The organism is Pararhizobium sp. LjRoot235 (assembly GCF_964254145.1).
Taxonomy (GTDB): Bacteria; Pseudomonadota; Alphaproteobacteria; order Rhizobiales; family Rhizobiaceae; genus Pararhizobium.
The window spans coordinates 33138-49760 of sequence record NZ_CAXUSP020000003.1 but is presented as its reverse complement, the minus strand read 5'-3'; the positions used below and the strand labels follow the sequence as shown (position 1 = coordinate 49760).

At 59.0% G+C, this 16623-nt stretch carries 12 protein-coding genes and 1 pseudogene; 8 read left to right on the top strand and 5 right to left on the bottom strand.

Annotated features, from left to right (window positions below):
* Nucleotides 1–153: 153 nt before the first annotated feature.
* Genes traA through ACSQ2Z_RS26485 form a run of 4 tightly spaced genes read left to right on the top strand, consistent with a single transcriptional unit; the run spans nucleotide 154 to nucleotide 5824 of the window.
* Nucleotides 154–3477, top strand: coding sequence for a Ti-type conjugative transfer relaxase TraA (gene traA / locus ACSQ2Z_RS26500; RefSeq protein WP_436084210.1), 3324 nt, complete (start codon nucleotides 154–156; stop codon nucleotides 3475–3477).
* The gene (gene traF, locus ACSQ2Z_RS26495) at nucleotides 3474–4037 is read left to right on the top strand and encodes a conjugative transfer signal peptidase TraF (protein WP_436084209.1); all 564 of its coding nucleotides are present in this window, start codon (nucleotides 3474–3476) and stop codon (nucleotides 4035–4037) included. Before traA ends, traF begins: the two co-directional genes overlap by 4 nt.
* Nucleotides 4027–5190 carry a conjugal transfer protein TraB gene (locus ACSQ2Z_RS26490; RefSeq protein WP_436084208.1) on the top strand — a complete coding sequence of 388 codons (1164 nt, stop codon included), beginning with the start codon at nucleotides 4027–4029 and terminating at the stop codon, nucleotides 5188–5190. The genes traF and ACSQ2Z_RS26490 overlap by 11 nt, the downstream gene beginning before the upstream one ends.
* 16 nt (nucleotides 5191–5206) lie before the next feature.
* Nucleotides 5207–5824, top strand: coding sequence for a TraH family protein (locus tag ACSQ2Z_RS26485; protein ID WP_436084207.1), 618 nt, complete (start codon nucleotides 5207–5209; stop codon nucleotides 5822–5824).
* A 103-nt stretch (nucleotides 5825–5927) separates the two neighbouring features.
* Here ACSQ2Z_RS26485 and ACSQ2Z_RS26480 read toward each other — a convergent pair whose 3' ends face one another.
* The 5 genes and pseudogenes from ACSQ2Z_RS26480 to ACSQ2Z_RS26460 all read right to left on the bottom strand — a co-directional run bounded on the left by ACSQ2Z_RS26480 (nucleotide 5928) and on the right by ACSQ2Z_RS26460 (nucleotide 10895).
* A complete protein-coding gene (locus ACSQ2Z_RS26480; RefSeq protein WP_436084206.1) occupies nucleotides 5928–6797 on the bottom strand; it encodes a nucleotidyl transferase AbiEii/AbiGii toxin family protein in 870 nt (289 codons plus the stop codon).
* Nucleotides 6790–7407 carry a type IV toxin-antitoxin system AbiEi family antitoxin domain-containing protein gene (locus ACSQ2Z_RS26475; RefSeq protein ID WP_436084390.1) on the bottom strand — a complete coding sequence of 206 codons (618 nt, stop codon included), beginning with the start codon at nucleotides 7405–7407 and terminating at the stop codon, nucleotides 6790–6792. Before ACSQ2Z_RS26475 ends, ACSQ2Z_RS26480 begins: the two co-directional genes overlap by 8 nt.
* 259 nt (nucleotides 7408–7666) lie before the next feature.
* Nucleotides 7667–8065, bottom strand: a pseudogene (locus tag ACSQ2Z_RS26470) (DUF433 domain-containing protein); the annotation flags it as partial.
* 295 nt (nucleotides 8066–8360) lie between these two features.
* Nucleotides 8361–9809, bottom strand: coding sequence for an NADP-dependent succinate-semialdehyde dehydrogenase (gene gabD / locus ACSQ2Z_RS26465; RefSeq protein ID WP_436084205.1), 1449 nt, complete (start codon nucleotides 9807–9809; stop codon nucleotides 8361–8363).
* A 33-nt stretch (nucleotides 9810–9842) separates the two neighbouring features.
* Nucleotides 9843–10895, bottom strand: a complete 1053-nt coding sequence (locus ACSQ2Z_RS26460; RefSeq protein ID WP_436084204.1) for a tartrate dehydrogenase — start codon at nucleotides 10893–10895, stop codon at nucleotides 9843–9845.
* Between the two features lie 543 nt (nucleotides 10896–11438).
* On the opposite strand from ACSQ2Z_RS26460, the gene ACSQ2Z_RS26455 reads away from it, so the two are divergent.
* The 4 genes from ACSQ2Z_RS26455 to ACSQ2Z_RS26440 all read left to right on the top strand — a co-directional run bounded on the left by ACSQ2Z_RS26455 (nucleotide 11439) and on the right by ACSQ2Z_RS26440 (nucleotide 16598).
* On the top strand, nucleotides 11439–12341 hold the full coding sequence (locus ACSQ2Z_RS26455) for a LysR family transcriptional regulator (RefSeq protein WP_436084203.1): 903 nt from the start codon (nucleotides 11439–11441) through the stop codon (nucleotides 12339–12341).
* A 146-nt stretch (nucleotides 12342–12487) separates the two neighbouring features.
* Entirely contained in the window at nucleotides 12488–13939 is a 1452-nt protein-coding gene (locus ACSQ2Z_RS26450) for a gamma-aminobutyraldehyde dehydrogenase (protein ID WP_436084202.1), read from the top strand.
* A gap of 248 nt (nucleotides 13940–14187) precedes the next feature.
* A complete protein-coding gene (locus ACSQ2Z_RS26445) occupies nucleotides 14188–15252 on the top strand; it encodes a phosphotransferase (protein WP_436084201.1) in 1065 nt (354 codons plus the stop codon).
* Nucleotides 15249–16598 (top strand): aspartate aminotransferase family protein, encoded by a 1350-nt coding sequence (locus ACSQ2Z_RS26440; RefSeq protein WP_436084200.1) that lies wholly within the window; start codon nucleotides 15249–15251, stop codon nucleotides 16596–16598. The genes ACSQ2Z_RS26445 and ACSQ2Z_RS26440 overlap by 4 nt, the downstream gene beginning before the upstream one ends.
* Nucleotides 16599–16623 lie beyond the last annotated feature (25 nt).

The window sequence follows — 16623 nt, the reverse complement described above, 5'->3', positions numbered from 1 at the left end:
AACGGTCCTGGAGATGATCCCGCCGTTCGACGAGAGCGGATCCAAGGGCGCAATTATACGTCGCTGGCGCGACGTCTTGCTTTGCGGACCCGGCAGGCCCGCCGCTCCCGACGAACCCATTGATTTCGTTCGCGACCGGGAAAGAACTCCGCTTTGGCCGTCCCCCATTTCTCAGTCAGCATCGTCGCCCGCGGCTCCGGCCGCAGCGCCGTCCTGTCGGCGGCCTATCGCCATTGCGCGAAAATGGACTACGAGCGTGAAGCCCGGACGATCGACTACACCCGCAAGCAGCGACTGCTGCATGAGGAATTCGTCATCCCGGCCGATGCTCCGCAATGGCTGCGCGCCATGATCGCGGACAGGACGGTATCCGCAGCGTCGGAAGCTTTCTGGAATACGGTCGAGGCGTTCGAGAAGCGCTCGGACGCGCAACTCGCCAAGGACGTGACCATCGCGCTCCCGATCGAGCTTTCTGCTCAGCAAAACATTGCTCTCGTTCGGGATTTCGTCGAGCGGCACATCACGTCGAAGGGCATGGTTGCGGACTGGGTCTATCATGATGCGCCGGGCAATCCGCATGTGCATCTGATGACGACATTGCGACCGCTCACGGAAGATGGGTTCGGCTCGAAGAAGGTCGCGGTTCTCGCCCCGGACGGCAAGCCGATCCGCAATGACGGCAAGATCGTCTATGAGCTATGGGCCGGCAGGACTAAGGATTTCAATGCGTCTCGCGACGGCTGGTTTGCGTGCCAGAACAAACATCTGGCGATTGCTGGCTTGGATATCCGCATTGATGGCCGTTCCTTCGAAAAGCAAGGTATTGCTCTGGAGCCGACTATTCACCTCGGCGTCGGCACCAAAGCTATCGAGCGCAAGGCGCAGCAATCCGAACGGAAACCGGAAACCCCGGCGAACAAACTTGAGCGCCTCGAGCTTCAGGAGGAACGTCGCACCGAGAATGCGCGGCGCATCCAGCGCCGTCCGGAGATCGTGCTCGACCTGATCACGCGGGAGAAGAGCGTGTTCGACGAACGCGATGTGGCCAAAATCCTGTATCGCTATATCGATGATGCCGGGCTGTTCCAGAGCCTGGTGGTGAAGATCCTGCAGAGTCCGGAAGCCCTCCGCCTAGAGCGCGAGCGGATCAATTTTGTGACCGGCGTTCGGGCGCCGGCCAAGTACACAACGCGCGAGATGATCCGACTTGAAGCCGCAATGGTCAACCGGGCTATCTGGCTTTCCGACCGCGCCTCTCATGGCGTGCGCGAGGCGGTGCTTGAGGCGACGTTTGCGCGCCATGCCCGTCTGTCGGATGAGCAGCGGACGGCGATCGAACATGTGGCTGGCGGCGAACGGATCGCCGCCGTCATCGGCCGCGCCGGCGCCGGCAAGACGACGATGATGAAGGCGGCGCGCGAAGCCTGGGAAGCGGCCGGCTATCGTGTCGTCGGTGGTGCGCTTGCCGGCAAAGCGGCCGAGGGCCTGGAGAAGGAAGCGGGCATCCCATCGCGCACGCTGTCGTCCTGGGAGCTTCGCTGGAACCAGGGCCGCAATCAGCTCGACGACAAGGCGGTCTTCGTGCTGGACGAGGCCGGTATGGTCTCGTCGCGGCAGATGGCGCTGTTCGTCGAAACCGTCACCAGGGCGGGAGCGAAACTGGTTCTGGTCGGCGACCCCGAACAGCTGCAGCCGATCGAGGCGGGTGCTGCCTTCCGGGCGATTGCCGATCGGATCGGCTATGCCGAACTCGAAACCATCTATCGCCAGCGCGAACAATGGATGCGGGACGCATCGCTCGATCTCGCGCGCGGCAACGTCGGCAAAGCGGTCGATGCCTATCGTGCAAATGGGCACGTCAGGGGGTTGGGCCTCAAGGCGCACGCGGTCGAAAGCCTCATTGCCGATTGGAACCACGACTACGACCCTTCGAAGACCAGTCTGATCCTCGCACACCTTCGCCGCGATGTTCGGATGTTGAACGAGATGGCCCGCGCCAAGCTGGTCGAGCGCGGCGTCGTCGCAGACGGGTTTGCGTTCAAAACCGAGGACGGAACCCGCATGTTCGCCGCTGGCGACCAGATCGTGTTTCTTAAGAACGAGGGTAGCCTTGGCGTCAAGAACGGTATGCTGGCAAAGGTGCTTGAGGCCGCACCCGGCCGGATCGTCGCCGAGATCGGCGAAGGGGAACATCGCGGGCAGGTCACGATCGAGCAGCGCTTCTACAACAACCTCGATCACGGCTATGCGACGACGATCCACAAGAGCCAGGGCGCGACCGTCGACCGGGTGAAGGTGCTTGCTTCCCTCTCGTTGGATCGTCATCTCACCTATGTCGCCATGACCCGCCACCGCGAGGATCTCACTGTGTATTACGGCAGACGCTCCTTCGCGAAATCCGGCGGCCTCATCCCAATCCTGTCGCGCCGAAACGCCAAGGAGACGACCCTCGATTACGAGAAGGCGTCGTTCTATCGCCAGGCGCTGCGCTTCGCGGACGCCCGGGGCCTTCATCTTGTCAACGTCGCCCGGACGGTCGTTCGCGATCGTCTCGAATGGGCCGTCCGGCAAAAACAGAAACTCGCCGACCTCGGCTCCCGTCTAGCCGCCATCGGTGCGGCACTCGGACTGGTCCGCGGCAGCAACAAACAGTCCATCCCGGACACAATCAAGGAGGCCAGGCCCATGGTATCAGGCATCACCACCTTCCCGAAATCGCTCGACCAGGCTGTCGAAGACACGCTCGCCGCCGATCCCGGGCTCAAGAAGCAATGGGAGGACGTCTCGACCCGCTTCCAGCTCGTCTACGCGCAGCCGGAAGCTGCCTTCAAGGCGATCAATGTCGATACCATGTTGAAGGACCAGTCGGTCGCGCAGTCGACCCTGGCAAGGATTGCCGGCGAGCCAGAGAGCTTTGGCGCGCTCAAGGGCAAGACCGGTCTTCTCGCGAGCCGTGGCGACAAGCGCGACCGGGAAAAAGCGGTCGCCAATGTGCCGGCGCTCGCCCGAAATCTTGAACGCTACCTTCGTGAGCGGGCCGAGGCCGAATTCAAACACGAGACGGAGGAGCGCGCGGTCCGGCTCAAGGTTTCGGTCGACATCCCGGCGCTCTCTCCAGCCGCCAAGCGAACGCTCGAACGCGTGCGCGATGCGATTGATCGCAACGATCTTCCGGCAGGCCTCGAATACGCGCTCGCCGACAAGATGGTGAAAGCAGAACTCGAAGGTTTCGCCAAGGCGGTTTCCGAACGTTTCGGGGAACGGATCTTCCTGCCTTTGGCTGCGAAAGACACTGATGGCAAGACTTTCGAGACCGTCACAGCAGGAATGACGGCCGGCCAGAAGGCTGAGGTCCAGTCCGCTTGGAATTCTATGCGTACGGTCCAGCAACTTGCCGCTTATGTACGAACAACGGAAGCGCTCAAGCAGGCCGCGACGCTGCGGCAAACCAAGAGCCAAGGGCTCTCGCTGAAATGATCGAGGCTGCAACCCGCCGGTCGACGACCACGCAGCAACGACGAGCCATTGTGGTTCTGTCGATGGCGACGACAGTGGTCATCCTGCTGGTGGCGACTGCCGTCGCCGGCGGCTACCGCATCAATCTGACACCGAGCGAGCCGCTCGGCCTTTGGCGCATTATCCCCCTTCATCGACCGGCAGCAGTCGACGACCTCCTGTTCATCTGCCCGCCGGAAACGGCGGCGATGCGGGCAGCGAGGGCGCGAGGCTATCTCCGTTCTGGTTCCTGCCCAGGCGGCGTCGCACCGTTGATCAAGACAGTGATCGCCGTTGCAGGACAGCATGTCGAAATCGGCGCCAGTGTGAGCGTGGATGGGCGGATGGTTTCCTCTTCCAGTCTCGCACTACGGGATGGAAAAGGCCGGCCGTTGACGCCCTTTCCGACCGGCATCGTACCGCCAGGATATGTCATCCTGCATTCCGCATTCCCCGGCTCCTATGACTCCCGATATTTTGGCCCGGTGCCAATCTCCGGCATTCTCGGGCTGGCGCAGGAGGTGTTCACCTATGTGCCGTGATTACCTTCAGCCGGCGCTGCTGATATTCGCTTCGATCGCGATCGGCGTGGTGGGCTGGAGCGGCCATGTGTTGCTTCTACCCGTCGCGCTGGGGTTTCCGGTTCTTTGGTCGATCGCGCGAACGAGATCAGTGGCGGCACTTGTCTCCGCCGGATATTTCCTGGCCGCATCACGTGGTTTGCCGCAGGGCGTAGCCGCCTTCTTTTCGTCGGATATCTGGCCCGGCCTGTTGCTCTGGCTGGGTGCGTCTATGAGTTTCGTTACCGTGCATTCCGTCCTCTGGACGAGGAACCCGAACGTTCGTCCGTTTCACTATCTCCTCGCGGCGGCCGTCATGTCCGTCCCGCCGTTCGGCATCACCGGTTGGGCGCATCCAGTCACGGCTGCCGGTGTTCTGTTTCCGGGATGGGGATGGTGGGGACTCTGGCTTATGACAGCTGGCCTTGCGGGCCTCGTAACCCGCATGTGGCCAGCTGTCGCCATTGCCTTGGCAGGCTTTTGGCTTTGGTCCGCCGCGATCTGGACCGACCCGAAACTACCGGAAGGCTGGCGCGGCGTCGATCTGGAAATGGGGGCTTCGCTCGGTCGGGAGAACGGTCTTCAACGCCACCGTGACATGATCGCAACGGTGCGTGGCGCGGCCAGCGATGGCGCCCGCTATGTGGTGCTGCCGGAAAGTGCGCTTGGCTTCTGGACACCGACCGTGGAGCGGCTTTGGACAGGCGTCCTCCACAACGCCGATGCGACGGTGATCGCTGGCGCCGCGCTGCTCGACGCCGGGGGCTACGATAATGTCCTGGTCGCGATCGACGGGAAGGGCGGCCGCATCCTCTATCGCGAACGCATGCCGGTTCCCGGTTCGATGTGGCAACCGTGGCTATCCTGGTTCGCGGAGAACGGTGGCGCCAGGGCGGACTTCTTTGCAAATCCGGTCGTCCCGATCGGTGCCAGCCGGGCAGCACCGCTGATCTGCTACGAGCAACTGATCGTTTGGCCGATCCTCCAGTCCATGCTCCACGATCCGGATTTTGTCGTCGCCGTGGGAAATGGCTGGTGGACCGAGGGGACGTCGATCGTCGCCATCCAGCGCGCCGCTACCACTGCTTGGGCGAAGCTATTCGCGAGACCGCTTGTCCTTTCCTTCAATACCTGAGTGCTCAGGAGACACCATGATCGACGCCGCCCTGATAAAAGAATGCGCAGACCCTTCTCTCAAGCCCGCGATCGTCGAGCAGTTCGTGATGGCAGCGGGCTCGGATGATCCCCTTGCCGTTACCGTCAAATCGGGCGGCCGATTGATACTCGTTCCGAAAGCGGCATCGGCCGACGAGGCAATGGCGATCGTGCGGCAATATGCTGGTCAGGCCGTCGTCCGCGTCGGCCTGACGCAGTTTCCCGCTGGGGTTGGAGTGAAGGAAGCGACCGATTTGAAGCCCGATTTGGTCGACCCCTGCCAGAACCTTCGCAAAGGCACGGCGATGTTCGCCAAGGTCCTCAGGATCGTTGCGAAATGGTATGGCAACCCCACGAGCAAAGACGTCTTCCCGCAGATTTTCGAGGATGCGGTTTACGCATGGAAGACCGGTGAGTTCGAGGGCGTGAGCGTGTTTCAGACAGAGGATCCGGGCATACCCGTCGAAGCGCCGCAGCAAAGCGATGAGACGCGTCCCGCCGAGGAAGTGGATGGCGAGGAAGCGACGCCGAAAGACGTACAGCCTGAGACGGTGCAGGATGTTGGGCGCGCGGGGATACGGATCGACCTTTCCCGCATTGATGGCCAGCAATAGCGTTGAGTTCATCTTGCATTCGCGCGGCATGTTCCGGCCAAGCCAAAATTTAGGGCGAGTCCAAGGCATGAAATTAGTGTGAGGCAGATTGCTACCAAAACGCTCATTGGTCCAGCCTCCCAGCTGCAACCGCGTGCGGCATCAGGAATGTGGCAATCTCCGCGATGACGTCTGTGAGATCGCCAGGATTGTGTGCAACGCCTTCAACGAAAGCGCGCCATTGCCGCTGCTTTTGCTGGTCCATGGCAAAGGCGTCCGTTAGGGCGTCGGGTAGGTCGGTGGGGATCGATGTCTCGCGGCGCTCGAAGGTAGCGGCGATTGCGCGCGCCAGCCGATCATCGCTGAAGTCAAAAGACCTGCTGAGGATCCAGATGTCGTAGAAATCCTTCATGCGGCTGTTTACTCGCCCTAGCATCACCATTGCCTGGAACTTCTCGGCAATGACCGTTTCCCGCGCATAGGCCCGGAGCCGCGGCATCGGAAAATCGAGCATAGAAGGATAATCCAGGACCTCCAGCCCAGGCTCAAGCGCATCGCCAAACCCGATGTCGATCGTCAGGTTGATCCGGGCTCCGCTGATCGAAGCGATCACCCGCAGCCTGAGCCCACCATATTCCAGTGCCTCGCGAATGCGATCCACATGCAGCGTATCGGAGTCGAACGTGACGCCATCGTCGGCCTCTTGCGCCAGAATTTCCCGAAATGTCTTAAGCATCGGGTCCGGACTCGGATCACCGAAACCCAAAAGATCGAGGTCGCGCGTGCCTCGGTGCGGATCGTCGAACCAACTCATCATCAACATCGCCCCTTTTAGAACGAAGCGACCGGCGTGGGGCGACTGGCTCAGCCGGAACAATAGCCGTTCAAGTGCGAAGCGCGTCAGAACCAGATCGAAGTTTTGCCCGCTTGCCTTGGCAAGTTGCAACAGGCGGGCGCGAACAGAGGCGCCGACGTTTTTGATTTCTTTAGCCATTCGCGGTCAGCGCCTCGAGATACGGCCGGATCACCGTGCCGACGCCACCGCGCTCGGCCTGGTGAGCGATTTCACCAGGAGTAGCCCTTCGTTGCCGCAGTGCCTCCTGCAGCCCCTCTATCGCTATCGAAAGGCCGATCTTGTTGCGATAGCGAAAGCAATCAGCAATTGTCTTGGCTATTCCAAAGACCTTCACGGGAACGCCTTCAATGACATGGGTTTCGACGCTTTCGTTGAGAAGGCTTTCCGTGAAACGCACGATGCGCATAGCGGGGCCGTCCGGTTTCGGGGCCCAGTCCTTACGGCCTATGGCAAGCCAGATTTGTCTCGGAAGCTGATCCGTCAGGCCGTGGAATGCCAAGGCCGAAACGAGGCAGATAACGGCTTTCGGGGCCCGTTTGGCGGCCTCTGCCATACTGTGGTTGACATCAAGCTCCGCATCGGGAAGTTGATAGAGACCGCGGGCAAGCCGCAGCACCTCGCCATCCCGTTCCATTCGGCTCATGGTGGCCCCCGTCACACCTGCATTACGCAGTTCCGTCAAACGTGCTATTCCGCGCTCAGTTAGCACGGCCCGGGCGATTTGGCGTTGAGTGACGGAACTGGGCATTGATATAAAAGCTCGGAGAATGTGACTTATTGTCCTAGGATTTGTATCACAATCCCTAAAGTCGAGAAAGCCCTCGCTTCGTGAATTCTTCACCACGAGTAGTTGCCTCGATTGGATGAGAACTGACAAATCCAGTGGTTGCCAAGAGTAAAGATGTAGCCTTGCCGACGGACCTAGCCAATTGACGTGAAAGCAATCGTGGCCATGATCTTGAGCCACGGCCACGAGGGATAGTGCAGGCATTCATCGACCTGGCGCTTCACGAAGCCTTGCTTGAAGGTTTTCCGGTATCGGCCTTGTCGAGAGGCAAGCGCTTTATCGACTTCACCTTCAGCCCCTGCTCCGACAACTTTCGAGGCCGTCCACGGGCAGGGTGAGCCGCGACCCAGATTTCGGCGAGATCCACCATGCGCGCCGTAAGAGCTGGACAGCCTTCAACGATCTCTGTGGTACTGGCGCCATGCTCCTTCATAGTAGCAACCATTCGCACCGGAACCCGCGTGCCTTTGAAGACCGGCTCGCCGCCAATCACGCCTTTCACGCTGTGGATGACCTTGTTCGCTTCCCTAAGCGCCGCGCCGCGCGCGGCCAGGTGCTCTCTCGCTCTCGCAACGTCGACGATGAGATAATCGTCTGCTCGGATGGTATCCGCATCAGGGGGCCGATACCACTCCTGTGCAGCATGCGCGCCTCGAGTTGCCCGTTTCGTTATCGCATCGGCTCGAACGGGAGCCGCAGTCTGCCTCGTGACGCATTCTGCCGCCCGGGCGGGCGATCGCCCAGGCAGAGGGAATACGGATCATTTGGACCATTCACTTACGAGCCGGCGCGATCCACCAAAGCCCGGGTGCCCATATATTCTGTTCACGGCATGTCTTGCACCGCCAAATTGTTGGCTTAGTTCTGTCCGTGTTAATCTGCTATCACCTGTCTAGAAGGCGGCAGCCATTATCTCAAACCGACAAGCATACGTACTTGAGCTCCAGAAAATCTTCCATCCCATATCGCGAACCTTCGCGACCAAGGCCAGATGACTTTACGCCGCCAAAGGGTGCTTCGGCCGTAGAGATAAGTCCCGTGTTTACACCGACCATGCCATACTCAAGCGCTTCGGCAACACGAAAGACGCGTGAAAGATCACGCGCATAGAAGTAAGAAGCCAAACCAAATTCCGTGTCATTTGCCTGGCGAATGACATCGTCCTCATCAGTAAATCGGAAAAGCGGCGCAATCGGCCCGAACGTTTCTTCGTTTGCTAGCAGCATATCACTGGTTACATCCGTAAGCACGGTCGGTTGGAAGAAGTTCCCGCCGCTCTCGTGCCGGCCGCCGCCCAACATGACCTGAGCGCCTTTCGACCGGGCGTCCGAGATATGTTCTTCGACCTTCTCAACGGCAGCGCTATCGATCAGTGGGCCAAGCGCCACGTCAGGCTCCATACCGTTACCAACCCGCAACTTCGATATCGCCTTGCAAAGCCGTTCTGCGTAGGCCTCGAAAACTCCGTCCTGCACATAGATGCGGTTGGCGCAGACGCACGTCTGGCCGTTGTTGCGAAATTTTGACACTATTGTACCCTCGACCGCTGCATCAAGGTCAGCGTCATCGAACACGATGAAAGGCGCATTGCCTCCAAGCTCAAGCCCCATCTTTTTGATCGTCGAGGCGCTTTGGCGCATCAGCTCGGCACCAATGTCCGTCGAACCGGTGAAGGTCACCTTTCGAACGATTGGATTCGAAGTGAGTTCGGCCCCAATCTCCCGTGGCGCGCCAGTCACAACACTGAAAAGCTCTGGAGGGATACCCGCGCGCTGAGCGAGGACGGCGAGCGCAATCGCGGAGAACGGCGTCTGCGACGCAGGTTTCAAAACAACTCCACATCCTGCTCCCAAGGCCGGACCGGCCTTTCGAGTGATCATCGCGTTTGGGAAATTCCATGGGGTGATGGCCGCGACAACGCCGATCGGTTGCTTCATCACCAGTATGCGCTTGTCCGGCTGATGCCCCGGAATGATGTCTCCATATACGCGACGTGTCTCTTCAGCGAACCACTCCACGAAACTGGCGCCGTAGACGATTTCGCCCTTTGCCTCGCTCAGGGGTTTGCCCTGTTCGAGCGTGAGAATTTCGGCGAGATCGTCTTTGTTCTCAATCATGAGTTCGAACCAGCGCCGCAGGAGGCCAGAACGTTCTTTGGCCGTGCGGGCGGCCCATGCCGGCATCGCCAATTGCGCGGCTTCGATTGCTTTGCGTGTTTCGACCGCTCCCAGTTTCGGAACGCGGCCGAGAAGACGACCGTCCGCCGGATTGACCACGTCTACGGAGGGACCATCGCCGGCTTCGATCCATTGCCCGGCGATGGGGGCGGCTTGTCTGAACAGGGTATTATCTTTGAGAGCCATGGCCTCTATCCTTTACGGAAGGTGTCTGTGCGGCTAGCGCGCGATTTCGAGAAGAATTTCATTTGTGATATGACGAGTGCCGTAGCTGGAACCCGAAGACCCGACGCCAATTCCACGCGCACAAGCGCGACCGATGGCGTCAAAAATTGTGGTCGCGAGTTCCATCTGCCCCAGGTGCTCGAACATCATCGCGGCCGACCATATCGCGGCGATCGGATTTGCCGCGTCCTTGCCTGCGATGTCCGGTGCTGAACCATGGACCGGTTCGAACATGGACGGCGAGCGCCCGGTCGGGTCGATGTTTGCAGATGCCGCAAATCCAAGTCCTCCCTGAATCGCCGCGCCGATATCGGACAAGATGTCACCGAACAAATTGGACGCAACAATTACATCCAATGTTTCGGGGAACATGATCATGCGAGCGGCAATTGCATCAACGTGATAGCTGCGCACCTCGACGTCCGGATACTCCGTAGAAAGTTTCCTTGTTACGTCGTCCCAGAAAACCATCGAGTAGCGTTGCGCGTTGGACTTTGTTACTGAAGCAAGCAGCTTCCTCCGCTTTCGCGCCATTTCAAAGCCGTATCGAAGGATCCGCTCTACCCCATTGCGCGTGAAAACACTGGTCTCGACCGCGACCTCTTCTGCAGTACCGCGGTGCACTCTGCCACCTGCACCAGAATATTCTCCTTCCGTATTTTCACGAATGCAAAGGATATCGATATTGTCGGCACGAAGGGGCCCTGTCACGCCAGGAAGCAGTTTGTGCGGACGGACATTCGCATAAAGGTCGAATTCTTTCCTGATGCGAAGCAGCAATTCATGTAGCGAAACGTCGTCCGAGACTCTAGCCGGCCATCCAATCGCACCAAGCAAGATCGCATCATATTTCCGGAGCGTTTCAATGCCGTCCGCCGGCATCATAGTTCCGGTTTCAAGATAGTGATCGCAGGACCAAGGAAATGTCGTGGCCGAGAGTTTGACACCGCAGGCCGCCGCGGCGGCAACTGAAATCTCCCAGGCTGCCGCGGTCACTTCGACGCCTATTCCGTCTCCGGGAATAATTGCAATCTTTAGGTCCACCATGATCTTCAGTCCGTGCTTTCAGGAGTTTCGAATAGCCCATGCAGCCCCATTGCACGGGCTTCGGTTCGTTGTGGACAGGCTTGTTCAGGATGTCATGCCGCCATTCAAGCTGAAAACGCTGCGATTCAATTGGCTCCCGGCCCGTCCAACAAGAACGTAGAAGCTGTTGCATTTGCATCCGTGCGCCGATTGCGACGTAGCTGCCACCGATATACCGACCTTCCACTGATGCGACCTCAATTCACGGCTAAGTGCCCGGGATCCATCCCAATTCCCAAGCGCGCAATACGACTATCTGAAACAAGTATTCTCCACTTCGCTGTCTCGCTCTCCCGATCCGACGCTATTCGCAAGCCGGGCTCGATTAAATGAAGTGGAACCCTCGAACAGTAACTCAGTATGAGGGATGGACGGGGATGAATGTAAAATCCAGTTCGACTTCGGGAGAAGTATTTTTTGCCGTTGCCTAGATATCGGTTATGCCGATACGTTGTTCCAGCCGCAAATGGCACACAGAAAGCGCCCGGATGAATGGGAACAAGTATGTATTTTACGTTCAGACAGGTCCAGTACTTCGTACTGACGGCCGAACTAGGCACCATATCTGGCGCGGCAACGGCCGCGCGAATCTCGCAGTCCGCGATTACCGAGAGCATTCGACAACTCGAAGAGCAGGTCGGAAGCGCGCTATTTTCCCGCCACGCCCGGGGGATCGCATTGACATATGAGGGGCACCGGTTCCTGCGGCACGCCAAACTCATTATTTCCACGGTCAAAGATGCCGAAGACGCCTTCACCACTAAAATCGACAACGTCTCCGGAACCCTTCGCCTGGGGGTGACTAACCTGGTCGCTGGCTATTTTCTCTCTGACATCCTGGCCCGGTTCCGGCGCGTGTTCCCTGAAGTATCGGTAGAGGTGGTCGAGGATCACCGGAGATATATTGAACATCTCCTCATCAGTGGCGAGCTGCAACTCGCGCTTATGGTGATATCCAACATTGAAGAACAATTCGCCCTGTCGGTCGATCCACTCATGCGATCGAGATTCAGAGTCTGGGTGTCCCCAAAGAATGGCCTCGCCGACAAGAGCCGCGTCAAATCATCCGATCTCCGCGATCAAAAGCTTATCTTGCTGGCAAATGACGACTTGCTGGAGTCGATCTCCGGTTGGCTACAGGGCGAGGAACTGATTGACCAGGTTTTTTTGAGAACAACTTCGGTGGAAGCGGTCCGAAGCCTGGTCGGCACTAATACGGGTGTCGCCATCATGCCCGACCTCGCCTTTCGCCCCTACACCCTCGAGGGTGATCGTCTTGAAGCCCGCCCAGTCGAGGGCCTCTCGGTCACGTTGGACGTCGGACTGGTATGGCGGCAAGGGTCGCCGGATACTGACCAAGCCGAGATTTTCAAGACCGTCGCCCGTGACTACCACGCGAAGCGATAGTCGAGCGAGGTATCAAAAAAACCGATATGTCATCGCAAGCATTTCGGATTTTCCCTTCCCTTACTTCCGCGACACACTGCTGAAGAACAGATCGCGGCACCAAGGCGTGGTGTCCGCAGATCGCCCATCGGTCAGGGAGACACTTAATGGACATGGTTACCACTCCGGCGTTTTCGACGAAGCTGCTTATCAACGGCGAGCTCGTCGAAGGAACTGGCGGCGACGAGAAAATCTTGAATCCGGCGACAGGTTCGACACTTGTTGCCGTCAAGGAGGCGAGCCGGGATCAGGTCAATGCCGCGGTGGCCGCTGCGCAGTCCGCTTTCAAGACCTGGTCTCTTACGACGCCACGGCAGCGCTCCGAACTTCTGTTGGAAGTCGGTGAGCACCTCAAGAAGAACATCGAAACTTACGCGCGTCTCGAGTCCCTCAATTGCGGCAAGCCGTATCTCGGCATGCTCAATGGCGAAATGCCGGCCATCATCGATGCAATTCGTTTCTTCGCCGGTGCTTGCCGAGTGCTGAATGGCAGCGCCGCCGGCGAATATGTCGAAAACCATACTTCCATCATCCGCCGCGATCCGGTCGGCGTCGTGGGCTCTGTTGCGCCATGGAACTTCCCGCTGATGATGGCCGCTTGGAAGGTCTTCGCGCCGATTTCGGTCGGCAACACTGTTGTCGTAAAGCCGTCCGAGCAAACCCCCCTCACGATTCTTCGTCTTTGCGAATTCCTAGCGACCCTTTTGCCGAAGGGTGTCGTCAACGTGGTTACCGGCCGTGGAGAGTCTGTGGGCTCGACTCTCGTTTCCCATCCCGGCGTCGCGATGGTCTCCTTGACGGGCGACGTCACGACCGGACAAAAGGTTTTGCAGTCCGCTGTTACGACACTGAAGCGCACGCATCTTGAGCTTGGCGGGAAAGCGCCTGTCATCGTTTTCAACGATGCCGATCTGGACGCTGTCGTCGAAACGGTGCGCATGGCGGGTTTCGAAAATGCGGGCCAGGATTGCTGCGCGGCTTGCCTCGTGTACGCCCAGTCGGGTGTCTACGAAAAGGTCGTGGAGAAACTCAACGTAGCGATCAAGAGCATTCGCAGCGGCGCGCCTGAGAACGAACAGACTGAACTCGGCCCGCTCATCAGCCAGCGTCAGCGGGACCGCGTCGAAAGCTTCGTTCAGCGCGCACGCACCTCGAGGCACATTGAAGTTCTGACCGGCGGGAAGCCGGCCACGGGAGACGGCTTCTACTACGAGCCCACTCTCGTCGTTGGCGCAAATGTTCAAGACGAAATCGTCCGTCGCGAGGTCTTTGGCCCGGTTGTGGCGGTAGCCCGCTTCGAAACCGCCGAGGAAGTAGTCGATTGGTCGAACGAGAGCCATTACGGCCTGGCATCTTCCGTGTGGTCGTCGAGCACCGCTACGGCGCTCAAGGTTGCTGCTCGTCTGCGCTACGGTACGGTCTGGGTAAACCAGCACTTCACGCTCTTGAGTGAAATGCCGCACGGTGGTCTGAGACATTCCGGTTACGGCAAAGACCAGTCCATCTATAGCCTCGAGGACTACACCTCGATCCGCCATGTGATGTTCAACTTCTCGTAGCGAAGCGGACGGGGTCACGGCGATGGGCTGCACCGGTCTAGTTCAAATTGAGTGGCAGGCGGAGACCATCACCCAGCCCGAAGAGGCTGGCTGGAACGTGGAAACCGTCTCCGATGCTCGCTGCAGGTCACCGTGGTCCCTACCAAACAGGCCAGCATGTGATCTCAATTGTCGGGCGGAGGTGGAAATTGGCTTTCGGCCTCAAGCCACCCCGTCTCCGCAGCAAGAACACACAGAGGAGGTTAAAGATGTCTGAAGTTGACCTCCTCCAAAGGTTTGACGGAGGTGGAGATGGTGCGCGCTCTCACGTGGAGGCGCACGAGGTCGCGCGGATACTTGAGCAGTGTTGGGGGGTGCGCGGACGCGTCAGAAGCCTGGTAGCAGAGCGTGATGAGATCCTGGAAGTTACCACTGCCGACAACCGCCATTATGTATTGAAGATCTACAGTGCATCGGAATCGTCTTCCTTGGCCGATTTGCGGGCTCGGGCTTGCGTCCACGTCGCCGAAAGTGACCTGGCTCTGCCGGTGCCGGAGATTATCCGCACCAACGGCGGTCTGCAGGCGATCGCAATGATGGAAAGCGGCGAGGGTCGTGTCGTCCAGCTGATGACCTTTCTTGACGGCATATCGCAGGTCCACACTCCGAGAAGCAGCCAGCAGGCATTTGAGATCGGGAAGGCACTCGCAAGAACGGCGAGCGCGCTCGCGGACTTCGAACACCCTGCCGATCGCAGAAACCTCGTCTGGGATCTCGCAAATGCAGCGAGCGTCCGATCGCTGCTCCCAGAGATCAACTCCGGCCGCTGGCAGATGCCCCACCGGATCTTGCAGCATTTTGAGGATCGCACCCTCGGGATGCTGCAAGATCTTCCTTCGCAAGTGATCCATAATGACTTCAACGGGCACAATCTACTCATGGACCCGCACGACGTGACAAGAATCACCGGGATCATCGACTTCGGAGATGTGACGAGAAGCCAGCGGATCAACGATGTCGCCATCGCAGCCAGTTATCAGTTGCGTTTTGATGAACCGGGCTTTTCCGGCGCACTCGACGTGGCGCAAGGCTACAATTCCGTCATTACCTTGGATCCGTCCGAGATAGCGGTCCTCCCTGACCTCATACTTACCAGACTCGCGATGGCGGTCGCCATTACCGAATTCCGTGCAATCCGTCTTCCGGAGCGTGCAAGCCAGATCCTCAAGAACACTGACTACGCTTGGCGCGCGCTATCGCATTTAACGGACCTCGACAAAAACCGCGCAGTCGATCGGTTTTTCGCTGCCTGCGACAAGGAGACTTCCTCATGACTAAGCCGTTGATGATCAATGCGTTCGACGCCAATGCGGTTGACGGGCTAGACAATGAGACGATCCAACTCATCGAGCGGCGTAAGAAGGTTCTCGGACCGTCCTATAAGCTCTTTTACGAAACGCCGGTGCACGCCGTTTCGGCTGAGGGGGTATGGATCACCGACGGCCGGGGGCAACGCTACCTGGACGTCTACAACAATGTGCCCTCTGTCGGTCATAGCCATCCAAGAGTGGTCGAAGCCGTCTCCCGGCAGATGGCGGTGCTCAATACCCACACGCGCTATCTGAACGATGTCGTCTTGAGTTACGCGGAAAAACTGCTCGGACATTTCCCGTCTGAACTTTCGAATGTGATGTTTACCTGCACAGGCAGTGAATCTGCGGATCTTGCCCTGCGTATTGCCAAAACCCACACCGGTGGCGTGGGCATTGTCGTGACCGAAAACGCGTACCATGGCATCACCGAGCAGATTGCGCGAATGTCCCCCTCGCTAGGTGCCGGCGTTCCTCTCTGGCCCAATGTCAGGGCCGTACCGGCGCCGGATGCATACCGCCTCGGGCATGAGAACGTTGCCGAAGTGTTTGCCGCGTCCATCGAGGAAGCGTTTGAAGATCTGTCTCGCCATGGGTTCAAGCCGGCCGCGTTTGTCGCGGATATGGTTTTTTCCTCTGACGGCATCTTCGCAGATCCGCCGGGCTTCCTAAAACCTGCTCTCGACGTTGTGCACGCCGCAGGTGCTCTGTTCATTGCAGACGAAGTTCAGCCGGGATTTGGACGGACTGGCCCGATGTGGGGATTTGCGCGCCATGGCATTGTGCCCGATCTGGTCCTCATGGGAAAACCGATGGGTAACGGACTGCCGATCGGAGGCGTGGTGGCTCGTCCCGAAATTCTTGGCGAGTTCGCAACAACCGCTCGCTACTTCAATACGTTTGGAGGAAATCCCGTGTGCTGCGCCGCCGCTCACGCCACGCTTTGCGTGATCGAAGACGAGGGACTTGCCGAGAACTCCCTGAAGGTCGGCAACTACCTGCAACAGGGTCTTCGCGAGTTGACTGCCGGCTTGGCGGCGGCTGGAGATATCCGCGGCGCAGGCCTCTTTGTGGGCCTGGACTTTGTCAGGGATTCCCGGACCAAGGAGCCCGACGGCGATCTCGGCCTGTTCGTTGTAAACGCGCTGCGCGACAGGAACGTCCTGATCAGCGCGAGCGGCGTTGAAGGCAATGTTTTGAAGATCCGGCCGCCTCTTCCGTTCTCGACCGAACATGCTGACATCTTCTTGGACGCATTCCAGAACGTCATTCGCAGCACCGAGTTCCAGCGGAAGGCGGCGGTGCAATAGCCGGTCACCTTTCGGGAGGTGACCA

Bases quoted from the DNA above. Each gene is read 5' to 3' on its own strand.
- traF (WP_436084209.1), top strand. From the start codon at position 3,474: ATGATCGAGGCTGCAACCCGCCGGTCGACGACCACGCAGCAACGACGA.
- ACSQ2Z_RS26490 (WP_436084208.1), top strand. From the start codon at position 4,027: ATGTGCCGTGATTACCTTCAGCCGGCGCTGCTGATATTCGCTTCGATC.
- ACSQ2Z_RS26485 (WP_436084207.1), top strand. From the start codon at position 5,207: ATGATCGACGCCGCCCTGATAAAAGAATGCGCAGACCCTTCTCTCAAG.
- ACSQ2Z_RS26480 (WP_436084206.1), bottom strand. From the start codon at position 6,797: ATGGCTAAAGAAATCAAAAACGTCGGCGCCTCTGTTCGCGCCCGCCTG.
- ACSQ2Z_RS26475 (WP_436084390.1), bottom strand. From the start codon at position 7,407: ATGCCCAGTTCCGTCACTCAACGCCAAATCGCCCGGGCCGTGCTAACT.
- gabD (WP_436084205.1), bottom strand. From the start codon at position 9,809: ATGGCTCTCAAAGATAATACCCTGTTCAGACAAGCCGCCCCCATCGCC.
- ACSQ2Z_RS26460 (WP_436084204.1), bottom strand. From the start codon at position 10,895: ATGGTGGACCTAAAGATTGCAATTATTCCCGGAGACGGAATAGGCGTC.
- ACSQ2Z_RS26455 (WP_436084203.1), top strand. From the start codon at position 11,439: ATGTATTTTACGTTCAGACAGGTCCAGTACTTCGTACTGACGGCCGAA.
- ACSQ2Z_RS26450 (WP_436084202.1), top strand. From the start codon at position 12,488: ATGGACATGGTTACCACTCCGGCGTTTTCGACGAAGCTGCTTATCAAC.
- ACSQ2Z_RS26445 (WP_436084201.1), top strand. From the start codon at position 14,188: ATGTCTGAAGTTGACCTCCTCCAAAGGTTTGACGGAGGTGGAGATGGT.
- ACSQ2Z_RS26440 (WP_436084200.1), top strand. From the start codon at position 15,249: ATGACTAAGCCGTTGATGATCAATGCGTTCGACGCCAATGCGGTTGAC.